This is a genomic window from Pseudomonas sp. TE3-3-F2023 (assembly GCF_036784815.1).
In the GTDB taxonomy this organism is placed as follows: domain Bacteria; phylum Pseudomonadota; class Gammaproteobacteria; order Pseudomonadales; family Pseudomonadaceae; genus Aquipseudomonas; species Aquipseudomonas pudica.
On record NZ_CP145113.1, the window covers coordinates 3,661,396 to 3,682,983 of the forward strand.

The 21,588-nt window shown below is 64.8% G+C and carries 18 protein-coding genes and 1 pseudogene; 11 read left to right on the top strand and 8 right to left on the bottom strand.

Features of this window, described 5'->3' with window-relative positions; translation table 11 throughout:
• The first annotated feature begins 25 nt into the window (after window positions 1–25).
• From V3314_RS16510 to V3314_RS16535, 6 genes and pseudogenes are all read left to right on the top strand, one after another.
• A complete protein-coding gene (locus V3314_RS16510; protein WP_153671335.1) occupies window positions 26–1,417 on the top strand; it encodes a GntP family permease in 1,392 nt (463 codons plus the stop codon).
• Window positions 1,418–1,427: 10 nt separating this feature from the next.
• Window positions 1,428–2,198 carry a 3-hydroxybutyrate dehydrogenase gene (gene hbdH / locus V3314_RS16515; protein ID WP_046616677.1) on the top strand — a complete coding sequence of 257 codons (771 nt, stop codon included), beginning with the start codon at window positions 1,428–1,430 and terminating at the stop codon, window positions 2,196–2,198.
• 55 nt (window positions 2,199–2,253) lie between these two features.
• Entirely contained in the window at window positions 2,254–2,733 is a 480-nt protein-coding gene (gene eco, locus V3314_RS16520) for a serine protease inhibitor ecotin (RefSeq protein WP_046616679.1), read from the top strand.
• A gap of 147 nt (window positions 2,734–2,880) precedes the next feature.
• Window positions 2,881–4,833 carry an acetoacetate--CoA ligase gene (locus V3314_RS16525; protein ID WP_338459307.1) on the top strand — a complete coding sequence of 651 codons (1,953 nt, stop codon included), beginning with the start codon at window positions 2,881–2,883 and terminating at the stop codon, window positions 4,831–4,833.
• A gap of 94 nt (window positions 4,834–4,927) precedes the next feature.
• Window positions 4,928–5,203: a peptidylprolyl isomerase gene (locus tag V3314_RS16530; protein ID WP_013972552.1), complete on the top strand. Its 276-nt coding sequence runs from the start codon at window positions 4,928–4,930 to the stop codon at window positions 5,201–5,203.
• Between the two features lie 98 nt (window positions 5,204–5,301).
• Window positions 5,302–7,728, top strand: a pseudogene (locus tag V3314_RS16535) (autotransporter outer membrane beta-barrel domain-containing protein).
• On the opposite strand, the gene V3314_RS16540 reads toward V3314_RS16535, so the two are convergent.
• Entirely contained in the window at window positions 7,725–8,348 is a 624-nt protein-coding gene (locus V3314_RS16540) for a LysE family translocator (protein WP_046616681.1), read from the bottom strand. The pseudogene V3314_RS16535 and the gene V3314_RS16540 overlap by 4 nt on opposite strands.
• Before the next feature lie 131 nt (window positions 8,349–8,479).
• Here V3314_RS16540 and V3314_RS16545 point away from each other — a divergent pair, with 131 nt between their 5' ends.
• Together V3314_RS16545 and V3314_RS16550 are read left to right on the top strand one after the other, a co-directional pair.
• Entirely contained in the window at window positions 8,480–9,289 is an 810-nt protein-coding gene (locus tag V3314_RS16545) for an AraC family transcriptional regulator (protein WP_046616682.1), read from the top strand.
• A gap of 210 nt (window positions 9,290–9,499) precedes the next feature.
• Window positions 9,500–10,114, top strand: a complete 615-nt coding sequence (locus tag V3314_RS16550) for a LysE family translocator (RefSeq protein WP_338459308.1) — start codon at window positions 9,500–9,502, stop codon at window positions 10,112–10,114.
• Here the strand turns inward: V3314_RS16550 and V3314_RS16555 are convergent.
• Window positions 10,062–10,787 (bottom strand): metallophosphoesterase, encoded by a 726-nt coding sequence (locus tag V3314_RS16555; RefSeq protein WP_108480975.1) that lies wholly within the window; start codon window positions 10,785–10,787, stop codon window positions 10,062–10,064. The two genes, V3314_RS16550 and V3314_RS16555, sit on opposite strands and share 53 nt — an antisense overlap.
• 75 nt (window positions 10,788–10,862) lie before the next feature.
• Between V3314_RS16555 and V3314_RS16560 the strand changes: the two genes are divergently transcribed.
• From V3314_RS16560 to V3314_RS16570, 3 genes are all read left to right on the top strand, one after another.
• Complete coding sequence (locus V3314_RS16560) at window positions 10,863–11,378, top strand: DUF3016 domain-containing protein (RefSeq protein WP_338459309.1); 516 nt, start codon at window positions 10,863–10,865, stop codon at window positions 11,376–11,378.
• 76 nt (window positions 11,379–11,454) lie between these two features.
• Window positions 11,455–12,198 (top strand): carbon-nitrogen hydrolase family protein, encoded by a 744-nt coding sequence (locus V3314_RS16565; protein ID WP_046616686.1) that lies wholly within the window; start codon window positions 11,455–11,457, stop codon window positions 12,196–12,198.
• Window positions 12,195–12,437 (top strand): hypothetical protein, encoded by a 243-nt coding sequence (locus V3314_RS16570; RefSeq protein WP_046616688.1) that lies wholly within the window; start codon window positions 12,195–12,197, stop codon window positions 12,435–12,437. The genes V3314_RS16565 and V3314_RS16570 overlap by 4 nt, the downstream gene beginning before the upstream one ends.
• 4 nt (window positions 12,438–12,441) lie before the next feature.
• Here the strand turns inward: V3314_RS16570 and V3314_RS16575 are convergent, their stop codons facing one another.
• From V3314_RS16575 to V3314_RS16600, 6 genes are all read right to left on the bottom strand, one after another.
• Window positions 12,442–12,942, bottom strand: coding sequence for a methylated-DNA--[protein]-cysteine S-methyltransferase (locus V3314_RS16575; protein ID WP_338459310.1), 501 nt, complete (start codon window positions 12,940–12,942; stop codon window positions 12,442–12,444).
• A gap of 268 nt (window positions 12,943–13,210) precedes the next feature.
• Window positions 13,211–14,851, bottom strand: coding sequence for a fatty acid--CoA ligase (locus tag V3314_RS16580; protein WP_338459311.1), 1,641 nt, complete (start codon window positions 14,849–14,851; stop codon window positions 13,211–13,213).
• 11 nt (window positions 14,852–14,862) lie between these two features.
• On the bottom strand, window positions 14,863–16,641 hold the full coding sequence (locus tag V3314_RS16585; RefSeq protein WP_338459312.1) for an acyl-CoA dehydrogenase C-terminal domain-containing protein: 1,779 nt from the start codon (window positions 16,639–16,641) through the stop codon (window positions 14,863–14,865).
• On the bottom strand, window positions 16,634–19,168 hold the full coding sequence (locus V3314_RS16590; protein WP_046616692.1) for an MMPL family transporter: 2,535 nt from the start codon (window positions 19,166–19,168) through the stop codon (window positions 16,634–16,636). The genes V3314_RS16585 and V3314_RS16590 overlap by 8 nt, the downstream gene beginning before the upstream one ends.
• Before the next feature lie 15 nt (window positions 19,169–19,183).
• Window positions 19,184–20,179, bottom strand: coding sequence for a YCF48-related protein (locus V3314_RS16595; RefSeq protein WP_196173910.1), 996 nt, complete (start codon window positions 20,177–20,179; stop codon window positions 19,184–19,186).
• Window positions 20,180–20,200: 21 nt separating this feature from the next.
• Entirely contained in the window at window positions 20,201–21,559 is a 1,359-nt protein-coding gene (locus tag V3314_RS16600; RefSeq protein WP_046616694.1) for a DUF1329 domain-containing protein, read from the bottom strand.
• Window positions 21,560–21,588: the final 29 nt, after the last annotated feature.

The window sequence follows — 21,588 nt, forward strand, 5'->3', positions numbered from 1 at the left end:
AGACTCACCCAGGAGACCCACCCCGATGACCGTGCTCATCGCCCTCGCTGCGCTGGCCCTGCTGATGCTGGCGGCCTATCGCGGCTACAGCGTAATCCTCTTCGCCCCCATCGCCGCCCTCGGTGCGGTACTGCTCACCGACCCGTCCGCCGTGGCTCCCGCATTCACCGGGGTGTTCATGGAGAAAATGGTCGGCTTCATCAAGCTTTACTTCCCGGTGTTCCTGCTGGGCGCCGTGTTCGGCAAGCTGATCGAACTGTCCGGCTTCTCGCGCTCGATCGTCGCCGCCGCCATCCGCGTGCTCGGCACCCGCCAGGCGATGCTGGTGATCGTGCTGGTCTGCGCCCTGCTCACCTACGGCGGCGTGTCGTTGTTCGTGGTGGTGTTCGCGGTGTATCCGTTCGCCGCCGAGATGTTCCGCCAGAGCAATATCCCCAAGCGACTGATCCCGGCAACCATTGCCCTGGGCGCGTTCTCGTTCACCATGGATGCCCTGCCCGGCACCCCGCAGATCCAGAACATCATCCCCAGCACCTTCTTTAACACCACCGCCTGGGCCGCGCCCTGGCTGGGCCTGATCGGCACGCTGTTCGTGTTCTGCACCGGCATGGCCTACCTGCAGCGTCAGCGCAACAAGGCCCAGCGCGCCGGTGAAGGCTATGGCAGCGACTTGCGCAACGAACCGGAAACCGCTGCCGACCTGGCGCTGCCCAACCCTTGGCTGGCCCTGTCGCCGCTGCTGCTGGTGGGGGTGATGAACCTGTTGTTCACTCATTGGATCCCGCAGTGGTACGGCACCAGCCACAGCCTGCAACTGCCCGGCATGAGCGCGCCGGTACAAAGCGACGTGGCCAAGCTCACTGCCATCTGGGCGGTGCAGGCGGCGTTGCTGGTGGGCATCCTGATGGTGCTGGTGTGTGCCTTAGGCGCCATCCGCACCCGCCTCGCCGAAGGCACCAAAAGCGCCGTGGGCGGCGCCTTGCTGGCGGCAATGAACACCGCCTCGGAATACGGTTTCGGCGCGGTGATCGCCTCGCTGCCCGGCTTTCTGGTATTGGCCGACGCCCTGCGCGGCATCCCCAACCCCCTCGTCAACGAGGCCATCACCGTAACCTTGCTGGCCGGCATCACCGGCTCTGCCTCGGGCGGCATGAGCATCGCGCTGGCGGCCATGGGCGACAGTTTCATCGCCGCCGCAAATGCCGCCAACATCCCCCTCGAAGTGCTGCACCGGGTGGCCGCCATGGCCAGCGGTGGCATGGACACCCTGCCGCACAACGGTGCGGTCATCACCCTGCTGGCCGTGACCGGGCTGACCCACCGTGAGGCCTACAAGGACATTTTCGGTATTACCCTGATCAAGACCCTGGCGGTGTTCGTGGTCATCGCCACGTTCTACGCCACCGGCATCGTCTAAGGAGCTTTGCATGACCCTCAAAGGCAAGACCGCACTCGTCACCGGTTCCACCAGCGGCATCGGCCTGGGCATTGCCCAGGTGCTGGCCCGAGCAGGCGCCAACCTCGTGCTCAACGGCTTCGGCGACCCTGCCCCGGCGCTGGCCGAGATCGCCCGGCACGGGGTGAAGGCAGTCCATCACCCGGCCGACCTGTCGGACGTGGCCCAGATCGAAGCGCTGTTCGCCCTGGCCGAGCGCGAGTTCGGCGGCGTGGACATACTGGTCAACAACGCCGGCATCCAGCACGTGGCGCCGGTGGAGCAGTTCCCGCTGGAAAGCTGGGACAAGATCATCGCCCTCAACCTGTCGGCCGTGTTCCACGGTACGCGCCTGGCCCTGCCTGGCATGCGAGCGCGCAACTGGGGGCGCATCATCAATATCGCCTCGGTGCATGGCCTGGTCGGCTCCATCGGCAAGGCGGCCTATGTGGCGGCCAAACACGGCGTGGTCGGCCTTACCAAGGTGGTAGGTCTGGAAACCGCCACCAGCAACGTCACCTGCAATGCCATCTGCCCTGGCTGGGTGTTGACCCCGCTGGTGCAGAAGCAGATCGACGATCGTGCTGCCAACGGTGGCGATCCGCTGCAAGCGCAGCACGAACTGCTGGCAGAAAAACAGCCCTCGCTGGCCTTCGTCACCCCCGAACACCTGGGTGAGCTGGTACTATTCCTGTGCAGCGAGGCCGGTAGCCAGGTTCGCGGTGCCGCCTGGAACGTCGATGGTGGCTGGTTGGCCCAGTGACGGGCGGCCTGGGCCTGGCGACGGTCTTGCATTCGTTTATCTGCAAGGAGGCCCTATGCGCCCAACCCCGATGACCGCGATCCTGGCCCTGACCCTGGCTGCCGCCGCACCTGCGATGGCAGCCAGCCTGAAGGACGTCGCGCCCTACCCCGAGGCGGAAAAAGGCTTCACCCGGCAGGTTATCCACCTGCCGGCCCAGGCTGATGAGTCGGCCTACCAACTGGAAATCCTCGCCGGCAAGACCCTGGAGGTGGACTGCAATCGCCAGCGCCTGGGCGGCAGCCTGGAGGAACGTACCCTGGAAGGCTGGGGCTACAGCTACTACCGCCTGGACAAGGTCAGCGGCCCGGCCAGCACACTGATGGCCTGCCCCGATGGCAAGAAGACCGAGGCCTTCGTGCCAGTGGTCGGTGAAGGCTTCATGCTGCGCTACAACAGCAAGCTGCCGGTGGTGGTGTATGTGCCCAAGGACGTCGAAGTGCGCTACCGCGTCTGGACCGCGTCGCAGGACGTGCAAAAGGCTAAAGTAGAGTAACGCGCAAGCCCCTGCTGCCAGGGGCTTCTTCGCGGGCACGCCCGCTCCCACAGGCTATCACCAGGCTGGACATCTACGCTGTACCTGTGGGAGCGGGCGAGCCCGCGAAAGCGCCCTCGAATCCAAATGATCATCTGGAGGTTCGGCATGAACGATGTGCTCTGGCGCCCCTCCACGGCGCAGATCGAGGCCAGCCGGATGGATGCCTTCCGCCGCCGGGTCAACCTGCGCTACAACCTGCAACTCGACGACTACCAGGCGCTGCACCGCTGGAGCATCGAGCAGCGCCCTGCCTTCTGGCAAACCCTTGCCGACTATTTCCACGTTCACTGGCATACCCCGCCGAGCCAGGTGCTCAGCGAAGGGCCGCAGATGCCCGATGCCCAGTGGTTCAGCAATGCCACCCTCAACTTCGCCGAACACCTGCTGCGCCGTCGCGACGACCGCCCGGCCCTGGTCGCCGTGCGCGAGGACGGCCAACGCCAACTGTTCACCCATGCCCAGCTGGCGGCCCAGGTGGCGGGCTTGCAAACAGCCTTCAAGGCCGCCGGTATCGTCCCCGGCGACCGGGTCGCCGCCATCATGCCCAATACCTGGCAGACGCTGGTCGCCATGCTTGCCTGCACCAGCCTCGGTGCGGTGTGGTCCAGCTCTTCGCCGGAGTTTGGCGTCCACGGCATCATCGACCGCTTCGGCCAGATCGAACCCAAGCTGCTGATTGCCTGCGCCGGTTACCAGTACGCCGGCAAAGCTGTCGACCAGGTGGACAAGGTCAACCAGGTATGCGCGCAACTGCCCGGGCTGGAACGGCTGATCGTGGTGCCCCATACCCGCAGCGGGACGCGTGTCGACCAATTCAAGGCCGCCAACGTCAGCTTGTGGGACGAGTTCTATCAGCCCGGCGGCGAGCCGCGCTTTACCCCGCTGCCCTTCGATCACCCGCTGTACATCCTGTATTCCAGCGGCACCACCGGTGTGCCCAAGTGCATCGTCCACCGCGCCGGCGGCGTGTTGTTGCAGCACCTGAAGGAACATGGCCTGCACAACGACCTGAAGGCCGATGACGTACTGTTCTACTACACCACCTGCGGCTGGATGATGTGGAACTGGCTGGCCAGCGGCCTGGCGGTGGGCGCCACGCTGGTACTGTACGACGGCTCACCCTTCCACCCCGGCCCCGAGCGCCTGCTGGACCTGATCGATGCCGAGGGCATCCAGGCCTTCGGCACCAGTGCCAAGTACCTTGCGGCGCTGGAGCAGGCGGGCCTGGAGCCTGCGGCAAGCCACCGCCTGACGCGCTTGCGCCTGCTGTTGTCCACCGGCTCGCCACTGTCGCCACACAGCTACGACTACGTGTACCGCAAGATCAAGGCCGACCTGTGCCTGGCGTCGATGTCCGGCGGCACCGATATCGTCTCCTGTTTCGTGTTGGGCAACCCGACCCTGCCAGTGCGCCGTGGCGAGATCCAGTGCAAGGGCCTGGGCATGGCGGTGGAAGTGTGGAACGAGCATGGCCAGCCGGTGCAGGGCGAAAAAGGCGAGCTGGTGTGCACGCGCAACTTCCCGTCCATGCCGCTGGGGTTCTGGCAGGATACGGACGGCAGCCGCTATCACGACGCCTACTTCAGCCAGTTCCCGGGGGTGTGGGCCCAGGGCGACTATGCCGAACAGCGTGCCGACGGCGGGCTGGTGATTCATGGCCGCTCCGATGCGGTGCTCAACCCCGGTGGCGTGCGCATTGGCACGGCGGAGATCTACCGCCAGGTAGAAAAGGTCGAGCAGGTGCTGGAAAGCGTGGCAATCGGCCAGGACTGGCAAGGCGATGTACGGGTGGTACTGTTCGTTCGCCTGCGTGACGGCCTGCAGCTGGATGACGCCCTGCGCCAGCACATCCGCCAGGTTATCCGTCAGTACACCACGCCCCGCCATGTACCGGCGGTGATCGCCCAGGTCGATGACATCCCGCGTACCATCAGCGGCAAGCTGGTGGAGTTGGCGATTCGCAATGTGGTGCATGGTCTGCCGGTGAAGAACACCGATGCCTTGGCCAACCCCGAGGCGCTGGAGCAGTTTCGGGATCGCGAGGAATTACAAACCTGACCCTTGTTACCGTCCCTGTAGGAGCGTAATCGCCTCAGCACAAAACTATGAGGCATAATGCCCACCTTTTTCGCCTCTGAAGCACAGGTACTCCATGAAAGCCCAAGCCCGTCACATCCTGGTCAAGACCGCTGACGAAGCCGAAAAGCTCAAGCAGCGCATCGCCAATGGCGAGGCTTTCGACGTGCTCGCAAAAAAGTTCTCCACTTGCCCTTCGGGCAAGCGTGGCGGCGACCTGGGTGAAATCCGCCCCGGGCAGATGGTCGGTGCCATCGACCAGGTGATCTTCAAGAAACCCCTGCGCGTGGTGCACGGGCCGATCAAGAGCAAGTTCGGTTATCACCTGGTGCAGACGTTCTACCGCGACTGATAGCCCCGGGCCACCTGACATTTTTGCCAGTTGTCCCCCTACCGTACAAAACATACAACTCAGGCAGTGGCCCCTCTAATGGACTTGGAGATTTGTCTATGCGCTGCCCTCGCCTGCTTGTACCTGCCGTACTCCCTCTGCTCACCTTGCCTTTGCTGTCTCATGCCCAATCCATAACCGTTGCAGAGGGTGAGAACCTGGGCGCCATCGTCCAGACGCCAGATGCTGATCAGGCCACCATCACCGGCGGCAATGTTGGGTCGTTGCAACAAGGCGACGGGCAGGACAAGTTCACTATGTCTGGTGGCACGCTAGAGACGCTCAATCAAGGCGGTGCCATGGACGAGTTCGTGATGACCGGTGGCACCATCACCGGTGCCTTCGAAGATGGCGACGAGGCCTGGTTCAAGGGTGGCAGCATTGGCCGCATCGACCTCAAGATGGCTGATAACTTCCTCGAAATGTCGAAAACCTTGGCGTGGAAACCATCGTTGTTGCCAACGTGGTCAGCGGCCTTGGCAACGATACTTACATCCTGACTGGCGGCACCATCGGTGGAGATCTCCGTACCAGCAGCGGCAACGACAAGATCAATGTCGAAGGCGTCAATCTTAAAGGCGAGATACGTGCCGGCCAGGGCGAGGATGAACTCAACTGGACGAGCGGCAAGATCGGCAATAAAGTCGACATGGGCGCCCACAACGACACGGCCACTGTCAGCACACTCGACTTGAGCAGTTCAACAGTGCTGTTGGACGGCGATTCGGGCACGGATACCCTGACGTTTCAGCAAGCCAAGGTCGGTCAGGGTGCCTTGTATATCAACTGGGAGACCATCAACCTGAACCAGGGCAGTCAGTTGACCCTGGACGACAGCTTGGCCCTGGGTGACCTGGGCTCCGATCAGCCACCGCTAGCCGCACCCACGGGGGACCGGTACCCTGCAAATTGACTCGACCAGCACACTGATCAGTCGCCGCGGCAGCATCGTCAGCATCCAGAATGGCAGCAAGGCATCCGTGGTAAACGCCGGCACCATAGACCTGAGCGGTGGCAGCGACGCTCAGGGTCGCCTGACCATCCAGGGTAACTACACCGGCATTAACGGCACCCTGCGCCTTAACAGCGTGCTGGCCGGCGACGGTGCCGCCTCCGACCGCCTGGTGGTCAGCCGTGGTGCGATTGACGGCTCTACCCAGTTGCTCATCAACAACCTCGATGGCGCCGGTGCAACCACCGCGCAGAACGGCATTCAAGTCGTTGAAGCGCGTGAAGGCGCGGTCAGCACGGCCACCGCATTTGTCCAGACCCAGACCCTTTCAGCCGGCGCTTACGACTACCGGTTGTTCAAAGGCGGCGTGACTGCAGGCAGTGAGAACAGCTGGTACCTGCGTTCCACCCTGGTTGCGCCACCCGCGCCAACCCCTGCGCCGGAACCGGGCGAGCCGACACAGCCAACGCAACCGGGCGAGCCAGTGGTGATCGCACCCGCCGCTACCCCGCCTGTCGCGGCCCCGGCCCCCGGCCAGGTCGATCTGCCAGCACCGGTGCAAGGCGAAAGCCTGCCGCTGTATCGCCCGGAAGTTGCGGTGTATGCCGCAGCGCCACGGGGCGCCGCGATCATCGCGCGCCAGGCACTGGGCACGTTCCACCAGCGTCAGGGCGACCAGCAGCTGCTGCAGGGTGACGGCGCCCTGCCCGCCAGTTGGGGCCAGGCCTATGGCGGCGCGCTACGTCAGCATTGGAGCGGCACGGTCAGCCCGAGCCTGGATGGCGATCTGTACGGCTTCAAGGTGGGCCAGGACCTGTACGCCAAGGTTGGCGACAGTGGTTATCGCCAGCATGTCGGTATCTACGTCAGCTATAGCCGCCTGGATGCCGACGTCAAAGGCTTCGCCCTCGCCGTGGAGAACCGCAGCGTCGGTGACCTGGAGCTTGATGGCGACAGCGTCGGCGCCTACTGGACGCTGGTCGGACCGCAAGGCGGCTACCTCGACGCCGTGCTGCAGTACACCCACCTGGATGGCCGGGCGCGTTCGGACCGGGGTGACAAATTGAACATCGACGGCCACGCCTGGACCGCCTCGCTGGAGTCCGGCTATCCCATCGCCCTGTCCGACCGCTGGGTACTGGAGCCGCAGGCTCAGTTGATCGCGCAAAAAGTCTCGCTCGACAGCGCCAGCGATAGCGTCTCGCACATCAGCCACGACGCCCAGGTCGAGCTGACCGGCCGGTTGGGGGTTCGGCTCGAGGGGGCGTTCAAAGGCAGCAGCGACCGCCTGTTGCAACCCTATGCGCAAGTCAACCTGTGGCACGGCGACGGTGGCCGCGATACCTTGACCTTCGATGGCGTCGACAAGATCAAGACCGATTACCGCTATACCTCGGTGCAACTTGAAAGCGGCGTGGTAGCACAGGTCAACGAAGCGCTGAGCCTGCATGGCGGCGTGCAGTACACTGCCAACCTGGACAGCCGCCAGCAGGAGGCCAGCGGCGTGAACCTGGGCCTGCGCTGGCAGTTCTAGCGCCGCGCAGCCAGCAGCCCGAGTCCGGCGCAGCCCAGCAGGGAGGCGCTGACCCGGTTGAACAGCCGGCGTGGGCCGGGCTGGCTGAACCAGCGCTGCAGGTACGCCCCCAGGCCGGCGTAGATGGCGATGGCGGCCCATTCCAGCAACAGGAACAACACTCCCAGCCAGAGGAACTGCTCGCTCACCGGGGTGGCGCTGCCGACCGAGACGAACTGCGGCAGGAAGGCGGTGAAGATCAGGATCGCCTTCGGGTTACCAGCGGCCACCCAGAACTCCTGACGTGCCAGGCGCCAGGTGCCGCGTGGGTGATCGCTTGCCACCACCGCCTCGCCCACCGGTGCCCGCCACAGTTGCCAGGCGATATAGAACAGGTACGCCGCCCCCACCACCTTGATGGCCAGGAACAGGTATTCGCTGGTGTGCAGCACCACTGCCAGGCCCATGGCCGCCAGGGCGATCATGCCGCTGAAGGCGACGATACGCCCGCCACCGGCCACGCAGGCCGTGCGCAGGCCGTAACGGCTGGCATTGTGCAGCGACAGCAGGTTGTTCGGCCCCGGCGCCATGTTCAGGGCAAAGCAGGCGGGGATGAAAAGCAGCAGGCTTGAGAGGTCCATTATTGTTTTCCTTGGGCAACAGGCGTCTATTTCGGCGGGTAGCGGGACTTGTGGTCAAGTTACAGCCAGAGGAAAAAACTGTATGGGTGCGTAGCGCCTGATAAGCTGCCGCGTATACCGAGGACCCTGCGATGCCCCGTTCCCATGCCGCGCTGTGGCGCGACCCGGCCCTGCCGCATGTCGAAAGCCGCCGCGCCTGCCATAGCCGCGCCTGCTACAAGCACCACAGCCACCCGACGTTTTCCATCGGTGTGGTGGACGCCGGCCACAGTCATTTCACCGGTGCCGGCGACGGCCAGCAACGCCTGACACCGGGAACGCTGGTGCTGGTCCCTGCCCGCCGCGTGCATGCGTGCAACCCAGAGCCTGGGCAAGCGTGGAGCTACCAGATGCTGCATGTAGATGCCGACTGGCTGGCGCAGCTACACATGGAGTCGGGGCTGGAGGGGGCCGGGCCTGGCGAGCCGGCACGTATCTGCCAGGTGCCGGAGGTGTATCGGCAGTTCTGCGAACTGAACAGCCTGCTGTTCTCCAGCGCCAGCAATGGCGAGAAGGATGCGGCGCTGATCGCCTTTCTGGGTGACATGGACTTTGCCAGACACGCGCCGCTGGCGCCGGCACCGGCACTGGCGGCGACCGCGTTGAGTGGGCTGATCGCGCACATCGAAGGTCAGGACCCGGCGCAGCTGAGCCTGGCGGTACTGGCGCAGCAGGCCGGGCTTGGGCGCTACCAGTTGATTCGCGCCTTTCGCGCCGCTACCGGTTTTACGCCGCATGCCTACCTGCTCAATGCCCGGGTCAACCGTGGGCGCCAATTGTTGAGTGAAGGGCAGCCACTGGCGGAGGTGGCCTATCAGCTCGGATTCGCCGACCAAAGCCATTTCCAGCGAGTGTTCAAGGCCCATGTGGGGGTGACGCCGGGGCAGTATCGGGGAGACTGAAGGCCTGTGCGGTCTCTGTAGGAGCGGCCTTGTGTCGCGAAAGGGCTGCGCAGCAGCCCCGGCAATCTGTACTGCGGAGCTGAAAACCTGGGCCGCTTCGCGCCCCATCGCGACACAAGGCCGCTCCTACAGGGGCCTGCAATATTGTTCAATACGGCATGAGCGCCGAGGGGCAGAGTCAGGCTTTTCCGCCAGAGCAGCCTCACCCCGATGCAACAGTTCCTGATCATCGCCCTCGCCCACTTTCTCGCCCTGCTTTCTCCCGGCCCGGACTTCTTCCTGGTCGCACGTACCTCGGTCAACGCCGGCTGGCACGTCGCGAGCGGCACATGCCTGGGTATCGCCCTGGCAAACGGCGTGTTCATCGCCATGGCTTTCACCGGCCTGTCGGTGCTGCAGGAAGGCAGCCTGCTGTTCACCATCCTGCAACTGGCCGGCGCCGGCTACCTGCTGTACGTCGGCACCCTGTTCCTGCGCCATGCCGGGCAAACCAGCCTGGGCGCAGTCGCTGGCAAGCAAACAGTGCACGGTTGGTGGCGGGGATTGGGCATGGGGTTCCTGTCCGGCATCCTCAACCCGAAAAATGCGCTGTTCTATGCCAGCCTGGTGAGCATGGTCGCTAGCGCCAGCATTGCCTGGAAATCAATCTATGCCCTGTGGATGTTCAGCATCGTGCTGCTGTGGGATCTGCTGTTTGCCGTGGCCATCGGCAACCCGCTGGTACTGCGGCGCTTTGCCCGCTGCCTGCCGTGGCTGGAGCGGGCCTCCGGGGTCATGCTGGTGCTATTGGCTGCGGCACTGTTGTTTCACCTGGCCTGGGGCTGACCAGTTGCAGGGTCCGCATGTCCATCAAGGTGAAATGGCCACTGGCCCAGCCACCGGTATCCAGGTGCCAGACGTTGCCCAGCAGCTTGGCTTCCAGTACCGGCGTGTGGCCCACCAACAAGGCACGCAGGCCCTGCACGGGCTGGGTATCTCCTACCTTCAGGCGCCGCCGCGACCATTGGCACACTTCCCGTATTTTGGGGTCGTCATCCAGTTCCAGCCAGGTCCTCAACACCGTCCAATCGGCATATGGGCTGTCGGCATGCAGCAGGCCAACCAGGCCCGCCGCACTTTCAACTTCTATCGCGATCGGCAGCTGCTCGAAGCGCTCCACGAAACGCAATTGCCGGGCCCTCGGCAGGTCCAGAAACCAGCCACCACCGGCGGCGCGGTACATATCCAGATCGAGCCGCCCGCCGCGCACGCGTGTGATTGCCAGGGCCTCGTGATTTCCCTGCACGGCATGGAACCAGGGCTGCGCCAGCCATTCCAGCGCCGCCTCGCTGTCCGGCCCACGGTCGACCAGGTCTCCCACGCTGAACAGGCGGTCCACGGCCGGATCGAAACCTACCCCATCCAGGCATTGCTGCAAGCGCTGGAAGTGACCATGGATATCGCCCACCGCCAGGTCACGCCCCCGCAGGTTGGCAATCAGACGCCGAAACCGTGCCATTACAATCTTCCTCTGCTGGTAGCGCCATGCCAGGGGTAAAATGAAGGCACACGCAATCTGCCCCGGAGGTGCATCATGCGTACCGCCCTCGTGTGTGCCGTGCTCATGGCGCTGTCACTGGACAGCATGGCACAAGGTGCCCCGGCCGCGCAGGTCGAGGTACGTTTCGAGCATCCGGAAAAATTCCGCGATGCCAGCCTCGACAGCCACGGGTACGAGCGTGGCGCCGACGCCTATGTGATGAACACCCTGACCCAGTACCTGCAGAAGCTTGGCCAACGCTACCTGCAACCTGGCCAGCAATTGGTCATCGATATTCGCGACATCGACCTGGCCGGGCGTTTCGAGCCCTGGCACAGCCAGGCCTACGATGTACGTTACATGCGCGAAATCACCTGGCCGACCATCGACCTCAGCTACACCCTCAGCCAACCGGGCAAACCCGACCAGCAGGCGCAGGAGCGGGTCAGCGACAAGATGTACCTCAGCCGCCCGGGCCGGGTCACGAGCAGCAGCGACCGCCTGTATGCCGAAAAGGCCATGCTCGACGACTGGTTCCGCCAGCGCTTCGCCGTGCACCCGGCATCCTGAAACTCCCTTCACTGGTACAGGCGCAGGTGCCGGTAGTATGCTCGGCCTTTCAACCTGTACCAGGGAAGGGTTTTTCATGAAGTTGTGCGCCGTGCAACTGGCGTCGCTCAAGGGCGATGTGCAAGCCAACCTCGAACGCCACCTGGCCTGCATCGAACAGGCTGCAACCCTTGGCGCGGAACTGGTGGTATTTCCCGAACTGTCACTGACCGGCTATGAGCCAACCCTCGCGCGCCAGGTCGCCCTCCCTGTCAGTTCGGCGCGGCTGGACCCGCTGCAGGCAGCCTGCGACCGGCTTGGTATCACCGTGGCCGTGGGCCTGCCACTACCGACACCTGATGGCATTCGTATCGGCATGCCAATTCTCAGCCCCGGTGTACCGCGCCAGGCCTATGCCAAGCGGCGCCTGCATGACGATGAACTGCCCTGGTTCACCCCAGGCGATCAAGCCTTGCTGCTGCAGGTCGGCGCCCACCGGGTAGCGCCTGCGATCTGCTACGAATCGATGTTCATGGCCCATGCGGCGGCCGCACGGGAACACGGTGCCGACCTGTATCTGGTCAGCGTGGCGAAGACGGCCAAGGGCATCCGCGAGGGTTATCTGCACTACCCCGAGGTGGCTCGTGAGCTGGGCATGACGGTGTTGCTGGCCAACTGCGTGGGGCCGGCCGATACCTTCATTGGCGCCGGTGGCTCGGCGGCATGGGACAGCCAGGGGCACCTGCTGGCCCGCCTGGACGACCGCAGCGAAGGGCTGATCGTGCTGGATACCGCCAACGCCAGTGCCATGGCGGTGCCTTTGGCACCGCACCCAGCATGATCTACTTGTTCCTGGCGTTGCTGAGTTATGCCTGTACCTACTACCTGACGGGGCTGCTGATTCAGGGGCAACTGGCCGATGTGGCCGAGGGTTTGCGCCACCGGCCCGATGCGCCGACGCCCGGCGAGTACCTGCGTGCAGTCAAGCCACATGCGCGCCGGGCTCATCGGCAGTACACCCTGGTGGCTGGCTCAGCGTTGGCCGTGCTGGTCTGCCTGGTCGCCAGCTGGTTCTGCTGACGCCTTACAGGTCCAGTGCCAGGCTTTGCCGGCCCTCCAGCGCCAACAGGTACTGCTTGGCCGCCAGGCCGCCGGCAAAGCCGGTGAGGCTGCCCGAAGCACCGATCACCCGATGGCACGGGGCGATGATCGAGATCGGGTTGCGGCCATTGGCGGCGCCTACCGCACGCACCGCAGTGGGGTTGCCGACCTGCCGGGCGATGTCGCTGTAGCTGCGGGTTTCACCGAACGGTATCGCCAACAGCGCGGTCCACACCTGGCGCTGGAATTCGGTGCCGGCAAAGTCCAGTGCCAGGTCGAAGCGCTGGCGTTTGCCGGCAAAGTACTCGCCGAGCTGGCGGGCGGTTTCAAGCAGTACCGGGCACTGGTCATCACGGTGCAGGGCGCCAAGGCGAACGCGGTTTTCCCGCTCCTCTTCCCAGAGTACGGCTGCCAGGCAATCGCCACGGGCTACCAGGGTCAAGGTGCCGACGGGCGACTGCATGAAGGTGAATGCGCTGGACATAAGCAGGCTCCTGCCAGGTTGCGATCAACCTACTGTACGCATCCACAGCCCTGCCTGCATCCGCTTTCTTGCTCAGGCAATCACGCTAGCGGAACATCGGCGTCGGCATATTGCCCGGGCCAGAGTGCCATCCACCGCGTCGCCTGCTTCGCGGGTGAACCCGCTCCCACAGGGACCCCACCAGCTGAAGGAATGTGCTGTACCTGTGGGAGCAGGCGCGCCCGCGAACACCGGCGCAGCCGGTGCCATCAGCCGGTTCTGCCAGCATTCAGAGAAAGGCCTGCCGGATCCGCTTCTTGTCGATCTTGCCAACGCTGGTCTTGGGGATCTCGTCCACGAAACGCAACTGCCGCGGTACCGCCCATTTGTTCAGGTGCCCGCTGTCGACAAACGGCTGCAGATGCCCGGCCAATTCTGCCCGGTCAAACTGCATGCCGTCACAACAGACTACCAAGGCCAACGGTTGCTCACCCCACTGCGGGTCCGGGATGCCGATCACCGCCACCGATGCAACAGCCGGGTGCTGGCTGATCAGGTTTTCCAGCGCCACCGAACTGACCCACTCGCCTCCGGTCTTGATCACATCCTTGATCCGGTCACGAATACGCACCACACCCGCCGGGTCGATGCAGGCCAGGTCGCCGGTATGCATCCAGCCCCCCAGCCACAACGCGGCACCCTGCTCCGGTTCATGCAGGTAACCCTGGGTCAACCACGGTGCACGCACCACGATTTCACCCAGGCTTTCGCCATCGCGGGGCACATCATTGCCTTCAACGTCGACGATGCGCAGGTCCACTAAAGCAATCGGCACGCCAGCATCGATACGCAGCGGCAGTTGTTGCGCCATGGGCAGTGCCAGCAGGTCGGCGCTCAGGTGGGTGATGCTGAGCAACGGGCAGCTTTCCGACATGCCGTAGCCACAATGCACGCTGATACCGCGCTCGCTGGCACGCTGCGCAAGGCCCAGGGTCAGGGCGCTGCCGCCCAGCAGCATCTTCCAGCCGCTCAGGTCGGCGCGGCGTCCTTCCTCGCTGTCGAGCATCATCTGCAGTACCGTGGGCACGCAATGGGAGAACGTCACGCCTTCGTCGCGGTACAGGCGCACCAGGCGGTTGGGCTCGTAGCGCCCGGGGTAGACCTGCTTGATGCCCAGCGCCGTAGCCACATAGGGCACGCCCCAGGCATGCACGTGGAACATCGGCGTGATGGGCATGTACACGTCGCCGCTGCGCAGCAGCGGCACCTCGCCGCACGCAGCCAGGGTGCCCTGCTCGACCAGGGTATGCAGCACCAGTTGCCGGTGGCTGAAGTACACGCCCTTGGGGTTGCCGGTGGTTCCGCTGGTGTAGAACAGCGTGGCCAGCGAGTGCTCGTCGAAATCCGCGAAGTCGAACTGCGGCTCGGCAGCCGACAGCAGCGCTTCGTACTCACCCAGCAACGGCACATCTTGCGCTGTGGGGCCGCCTTCGCCGAGGCGGATGAAACCCTCGACCGTCGGCAAATCATCGCGCAATTGCGCCATTAATGGCAGGAAGTCGTCATGCACCAGTACCAGCCGGTCCTCGGCATGCTTCATGGTGTAGCGCACCTGCTCGGTGGAAAGGCGAATGTTCACCGTGTGCAGCACCGCACCCAGCATCGGCACGGCAAAGAAGCACTCCAGCGCCCGGTGGCTGTCCCAGTCGAGCAAGGCAACGGTGTCGCCAGGCTTGACCCCGGCGGCGGTCAGCACATTGGCCAGGCGCTGAATGCGTTCGAGCAGCGTGGTGTAGGTGTAGCGCAGCTTGTCGGCGTAGACGATTTCCTGGTTCGGCTGGTAGCGCACGCCCGACAGCAGCAGGCGCTTGATCAGCAGCGGATAGGCGTAGGCCTGCTCGGCCGCGGGCATGATGCGAGTGGTGATCATGTCGGCGGCCCTCACAGTTGCCCGGCCTCGAGCAGGTACAGGCAGTCGCTACCGGCCCTCACACTGGCGCTCAGCGAATGAATGCGTGGCAGCAGGCGGGCAAAGTAGAACCGCGCGGTGCCCAGCTTGCCAAGGTGGAACGGCTCGGGGGCCGCATGACACTGGCATACCACGGCCATGCGTGCCCACAGGTAGGCGTAGAAGGTGTAGCCAAACACCTGCAGGTACTCCACCGCTGCCGCGCCAAGCTCGCGCGGGTTGCTCTGGGCGCGGTCGAGCAACCAGGCGGTGAGCTCGTCGAGGTTGCGCACGGCAGCCAGCAGCGGCGCACCGAACTCGGCGCACGCCGCAGGCAGCATCTTGGCAAAGGCGGTAATTTCCTCGGACACGCTGCGATAGGCCTGGCCGCCATCGGCAAACAGTTTGCGCCCCACCAGGTCGAGGGCCTGGATGCCGTTGGTGCCCTCGTAGATCTGGGTGATGCGGCAGTCGCGGATCAACTGCTCCTGCCCCCACTCGCGGATATAGCCATGACCGCCCAGCACCTGCTGGCCGTGCACGGTGGTTTCCAGCCCCATGTCGGTAAGGAAGGCCTTGGCCACCGGTGTGAGCAACGCCACCTTGGCCTCGGCCTGGGCGCGTGCGACCGGGGCCTCGCTGTACTTGGCCAGGTCCAGCTGCAGTGCCACATAGGTGGAGAATGCCCGCCCGCCTTCGTTCAGCGCTTTCATGGTCAGCAGCATGCGCCGCACGTCCGGGTGGACGATGATCGGGTCAGCGGCTTGCCCCGGCGCTTCGGTGCCGGTCGGCGCACGCCCCTGCTGGCGATCACGGGCATAGGCGATGGCACCCTGGTAGGAGCGTTCGCCCAGGGCCAGGCCCTGGATACCTACGCCCAGGCGCTCGTAGTTCATCATGGTGAACATCGCGTTGAGGCCGTTGTTCGGCTCGCCGATCAGGTAGCCGATTGCACCGTCGAAGTTCATCACGCAGGTGGCCGAGGCCTTGATGCCCATCTTGTGCTCGATCGACCCGCAACTCACCGCGTTGGCCTCGCCCAGCACGCCGTCGGCGTCAACCAGCACCTTGGGCACCAGGAACAGCGAGATGCCCTTGGGCCCGGCTGGCGCATCCGGCAGCCGCGCCAGCACCAGGTGGATGATGTTCTCGGTCAGGTCCTGCTCACCGCCAGTGATGAAGATCTTGGTCCCGCTGATGCGGTAGCTGCCGTCGGCAACCGGCTCGGCGCGGGTGCGAATCAGGCCCAGGTCAGTGCCAGCGTGCGGCTCGGTCAGGCACATCGAACCGGCCCAGCGCCCTTGGTACATGGGCGGCAGGTACAACGCCTTCAACGACTTACTGGCATGGTTGAGCAGCGCCAGGCAGGCCCCGGCGGTCAGCATCGGGTACAGGCCGAACGACAGGTTGGCGGCATTGAGCATTTCTTCGAGCTGGGCGCCGATCACTTTCGGCATGCCCATCCCCCCATATTCCGGGGCACCAGCCACACCCACCCAGCCATCTGCGGCGAATGCCCGGTAGGCATCGGTGAAGCCATCGGGGGTACGTACCTGGCCCGCCTCCCAGCGGCAACCCTGCTCGTCACCACTGCGGTTGAGTGGCGCCACCACCTCGGCAATCAGCCGGCCGGCCTGTTCGAGCACGGCCCGGGCAGTATCCCCATCGACCTGCTCGGCCAGCGCGGGCGTTTGCGCCCACCAGGCCGGGATGTCGAACACTTCGTTGAACAGAAAATCCATGTCGCGCAGTGGCGGAAGGTAATCAGACATGAGGCGAACACTCGGTTTCTTGGGTTTGCGGAAGCGACGTGGCCTGGGCCTCGGCAGGTGCCGGGGCGGCCTGGCCACGCAGGAGGAAATGCGACAGCGCAGGGATCAACACCAGCGCGCCGAGCATGTTCCACAGAAACATGAAGGTCAGCAGCAGGCCCATGTCGGCCTGGAACTTGATCGGCGACCACGCCCAGCCGACCACGCCGGCTGCCAGGGTGATGCCGACCAGCCCGACCACCCGGCCGGTGAAGGCCACGGCTTTCTGGTAGGCCTGGGCCAGGCTCAGCCCGGCGCGCTGGTAGTGCAGTTGCACGCTGAGCAGGTACAGCGCGTAGTCCACGCCGATGCCTACGCCCAGTGCGATCACCGGCAAGGTGGCGACCTTGACGCCAATGCCCATGGCTACCATCAGCGCCTCGCACAGTACCGAGGTGAGTATCAACGGCAGGATCGCCACCAGCGTGGCGCGCCAGCTACGGAAGGTGAACAGGCAGAACAGCGTGACTGCCAGGTACACCAGCAACAGCATGCGGTGGTTGGCCTCGCTGACCACCACATTGGTGGCGGCCTCGATACCGGCGCTGCCGGCGGCCAGCAGGAACTGCTGTTCGGTGCTGCTGTTGGCCTGGGCAAAACGCTCTGCCACGGCGGCCACCTGGGCCAGGGTGTCGGCGCGATGGTCCTTTAGGTAGGCGATTACCGGCATCAGCGAGCAATCGTTGTTGAACAACTCAGGGGCGTTGACCGATGCCTGCTGGGCGGCGTAGTTGAGCACGTCCTGGTTGCGCTGCAGGCTGTTCAGGCGCGGGTTGCCTTCGTAGGTGCCGGCGGTGATCTGGCGCACGGCATTGGCCAGCGACACGGTGGTCTGCACACCCGGCAATTGCTGCAGCTCCCAGGCCAGGCGGTCGGCAAGCACCAGTGTCTGGTATTGCAGGCAGCCTTCCGGAGCGGTCTTGACCATCACCGCGAAGGTATCGCTGGACAGCGCGTAGTGCTGGGTGATGTAGGCATTGTCGAGGTTATAGCGGGAGCCGGCGCGCAACTCGGGGGCACCGCTGTCGAGGTCGCCGATTTTCAGTTGCAGGCTGCCCCAGATACCGAGGGCGCCCAGGGCCAGCGCCACCAGCAGTGCGACGCTGGCCCATTTGCGTTCGGTGAAGCGGTCGAGCAGGTCCCACAGGTTGATTGGGGCTGCGTTGCAGCCCTTCGCGGGCATGCCCGCTCCCACAGGTATCGCGCCGTCCCCGTGGGAGCGGGCGTGCCCGCGAAGGCCCCAGCGCGCATCGATAGCCAGGGCTCGTTCAGCGGCCCTGCGGCCCACGCCAACATAAGACAGCGCCACCGGCATCAGCAGCAGCGAGGTGAAGATCAGCACCGCCACGCCGATGCTGGCGGTGATCGCCAGGTCCTGAATCACCGGTATGTCGATCAGCATCAGCACGGCAAAGCCCACCGCATCGGCCAGCAATGCAGTCACCCCGGCCACGAACAGGCGGCGGAAGGTATAGCGCGCTGCCACCTGACGGTGGGTGCCACGGCCGATGTCCTGAAGGATGCCGTTCATCTTCTGCGCCGCGTGGGATACGCCGATGGCAAAGATCAGGAATGGCACCAGGATCGAATACGGGTCGATGGCGTAGCCCAGCCAGGCCACGATGCCCAGCTGCCACACCACTGCGGTCAGTGAACACAGCACCACCAGCAGGGTGCTGCGCAGGCAACGGGTGTAACAGTAGATGATCAGCAGGCTGGTCAGCACCGCCAGGGCGAAGAACGCCATCACCTGGATCAGCCCGTCGATCAGGTCGCCCATCAGCTTGGCAAAGCCGATCACATGGATGCGGTACTGGCCGCTGGCCTGGCACTGGCTGCGCAGTTGCTCGAGCTTCTGCGAGAAGGCGTGGTAGTCGAGGCCCTTGCCGGTGGCCGAATCCTGGTCGAGCAGCGGCACGACCAGCATGCTCGACTTGAAGTCCCGCGCCACCAGGCTGCCGACGATGTTGGCGCGCTCGATGTTCTGCCGCAGCTGCTCGATGTCACCCGTAGCGCCTTGGTAGCCGTCGGGCATCACCGGGCCGCCCTGGAAGCCCTCCTCGGTCACCTCGGTCCAGCGCACCGCAGGGCTCCACAGCGACTTCACCCAGGCCCGGTCCACGCCCTGGCTGAGGAACAGCTCGTCGTTGATGTGGCGCAGGGTCTGCAGGTAGCCCGGGTCGAAGATGTCGCCCTGGGTGTTCTCCACTACCACCCGCACCGCATTGCCCAGGCCACGCAGTGATGGGCGGTTTTCCAGGTAGTTTTGGATGTAGGGGTGGCTCTGCGGCAGCATCTTGTCGAAGCTGGGGCGCAGCTCCAGGCGGGTCAGCGCCATGTAGCCCAGTACCAGGGTCGCCAGCAGCATGCACAGCAGGAACGGCAGGCGATGGTTGAACACCAGGCGCTCCAGGCAATTGCCCGAGCGTGGGTCGAAATCGTCGAGGTTGCGGATCACCGGCAGGGTGTCTTGGCGGGTTGCGGCCATCAGGGTCTTCTCTTGTTATGGGTGCAGCGTGGGGTTGCCGGCCTGGTTGCGCACGCCCCGCTCGCCCACCAGGACCAGGCCGTTGCCGGTATCGGTGGCGAGCGCGGTCACCGGGCCACGGGCGCTTTGCGGCACCGGGCTGAAGCTTGCGCCATCATCCCGGCTGAGCAGCAGGTCGCCAGCCTGGCTGGCCAGCCATAGCTGGCCGTCACGGTCGACACCGGCGGCGGTGAGGCTGGTGTTCACACCCGTGCTGACCGGTTGCCATTGCCGGCCGCCGTCGGTACTGCGGTAGGCATGCCCGCGCAAGCCGTAGACCAGCAGTACGCCAGGCTTGCCGACAGCACCGAACAGTGTGCCGGCGTAGGGTGTCTCGACACGGCTGAAACGCTCACCGTCCTGCTTCAGCAGCAGGCCTTGCTCGCCGGTGATGTACAGCTCGTCACCCACCGCGGCCAGGCTGGTCAGGTGCAGGCCTTGGGGGTTATCGCTGTGGTCGAGCCAGGGCTGCCAGTGCTCGCCGCCATCAACGGTGCGTAACAGCAGGTTGAACACGCCGACCGCATAGCCATTGCGGGCATCGCCGAACCAAACGTCGAGCAAGGCATTGTCGCTACCTGTGCCCGGCAGTTGCTCGGCCAGCGCCCGGCCATCCAGCTGCTTCTGCCAGTGCACGCCGCCATCACGGCTGTGCAGCACCACGCCATCGTGGCCAACCGCCCAGCCGAGCTCGGGCGTGGCGAAGCTCACGGCATTAAGATCGGCGCTGACCGGCACCTGGGCCTGCTGCCAGTGCGTGCCATGGTCGTCGGAGTACAGGATGTGCCCACGCGGGCCCACCGCGACCAGGCGCTGCCCAGCCAGGGCTACATCGCGCAAGGCGCTGCTGGCGACAAGGGCGCTGGGCATGGCGGGCAGGTCCAGCACATCGGTGAAGGGCGCAGCCTGGGCCGCGCCCTGCAGCGCGGCCCAGGCCAGAACTACCACGCTGCATCGTTTGAAGACAGACATTGCCACCTCTGCTCCGTGCGCTCAGCGAATGCCGTTGCCGGCCAGCGACTCGGGCGACCACTGGGTTTTCGACAGCGGGTCGATGTAGCGGATGCCGCCGTAGGCACCGACTACGCCATTGAGGTTGTAGGTGCCGCCGATCAGGTCGTAGATCATGAACGGCGTGGCGTCCGGGGTCTGTTTGTCGTAGCTCTGGGTGAGGAAGGCGAACGAGCCGCGGTACAACTGGCCACGGGCGTCGTACTGGTCCGAGGCCAGAGCGATCCAGCTGTCTTCATCGAGGTAGAAGCGGCGCTTGTGGTAGATATGGCGCGCACCGTCCTTGAGCTTGCCTTCCACCACCCACACCCGGTGCTTCTCCCAACGCACGAACTGCGGCGCCAGGTGGTTGGGGGTGATCACCTGCTTGACGTCGGTGTTGTAGGTCAGCTGATAGGTGTTGTACGGCACGTACATTTCCTGCTTGCCGACCAGGGTCCAGTCGTAGCGGTCCAGCGCACCGTTGAAAACGAACACATCATCGTAGGTGCCCGAACCCGAGGTGCCCGGGTTGGGCGTGTCGTAGGCCAGGTTCGGCGCCAGCTTGACCCGGCGCTGACCCGGCAGGTACTGCCAGGCGCTGCGTGGTTGCACCAGCGGGTTGGCGGCGTCGCGCAACATCATTGCTTCGCCGGCACGGCGTGCGGGCCCGGTGTACACCAGCTTCATCTGGTAGTAGGTGTCCTTGGCACCGATCGGCTTGGTCATGTCTTCGTATATCGGGTAGCTGATATTGGCCTGGCCGGTGGTCGACAGCGATGGTTTGCCAGCAGCGTCGACGTTCCACGAGTCGTACTTGGCAGTCATGCTCACGCCCTGATAGCGCAGCAGGAAGTTCCACATGGCCTCGGCGCCGTTCTGCGGAATGGGGAACGGGATGCCCGGCAGCACGTTGTCTACCGCAGTGCCGCCCTCCTTGCTGTTGGCGCCGGTGGCGTTCTTGCGGGTGTTGTCGAGCACCGCTTGCGGCAGCGCCACGCTACGGTGGGTCGGGTACACATCGACGCGGTAGCTGGGGTAGCGCTTGAGCAGCTCCAGGGTGGTGGCGGTCAACTGGCCCTTGTACTGCTCGGCGTTCTTGCCATCGATGACCAGCAGCGGCTTGTCGCTGGCGAACGGGTCGGGGCGCATGCTGGCGCCGCTCTGGTAGCTGGCTGGCGGCGTCAGCAGGCCGCCCTGGTAGGCCGGGATCGAGCCATCGGCGTTGCCGGCCTTCTCCGCGCCGATGACGGTCAGGCTGGTGCCCAGGCGCGCCGCCTGATCAGTGGAAACAGCGGCCTGTGCAGCGTTCAGGGCGGCCAGTGACAGGCACGAGGCCAGCAGGGTACGTACGAAATTCATGATGGTTGTCTTCCTGTGCAGGCTGTAGG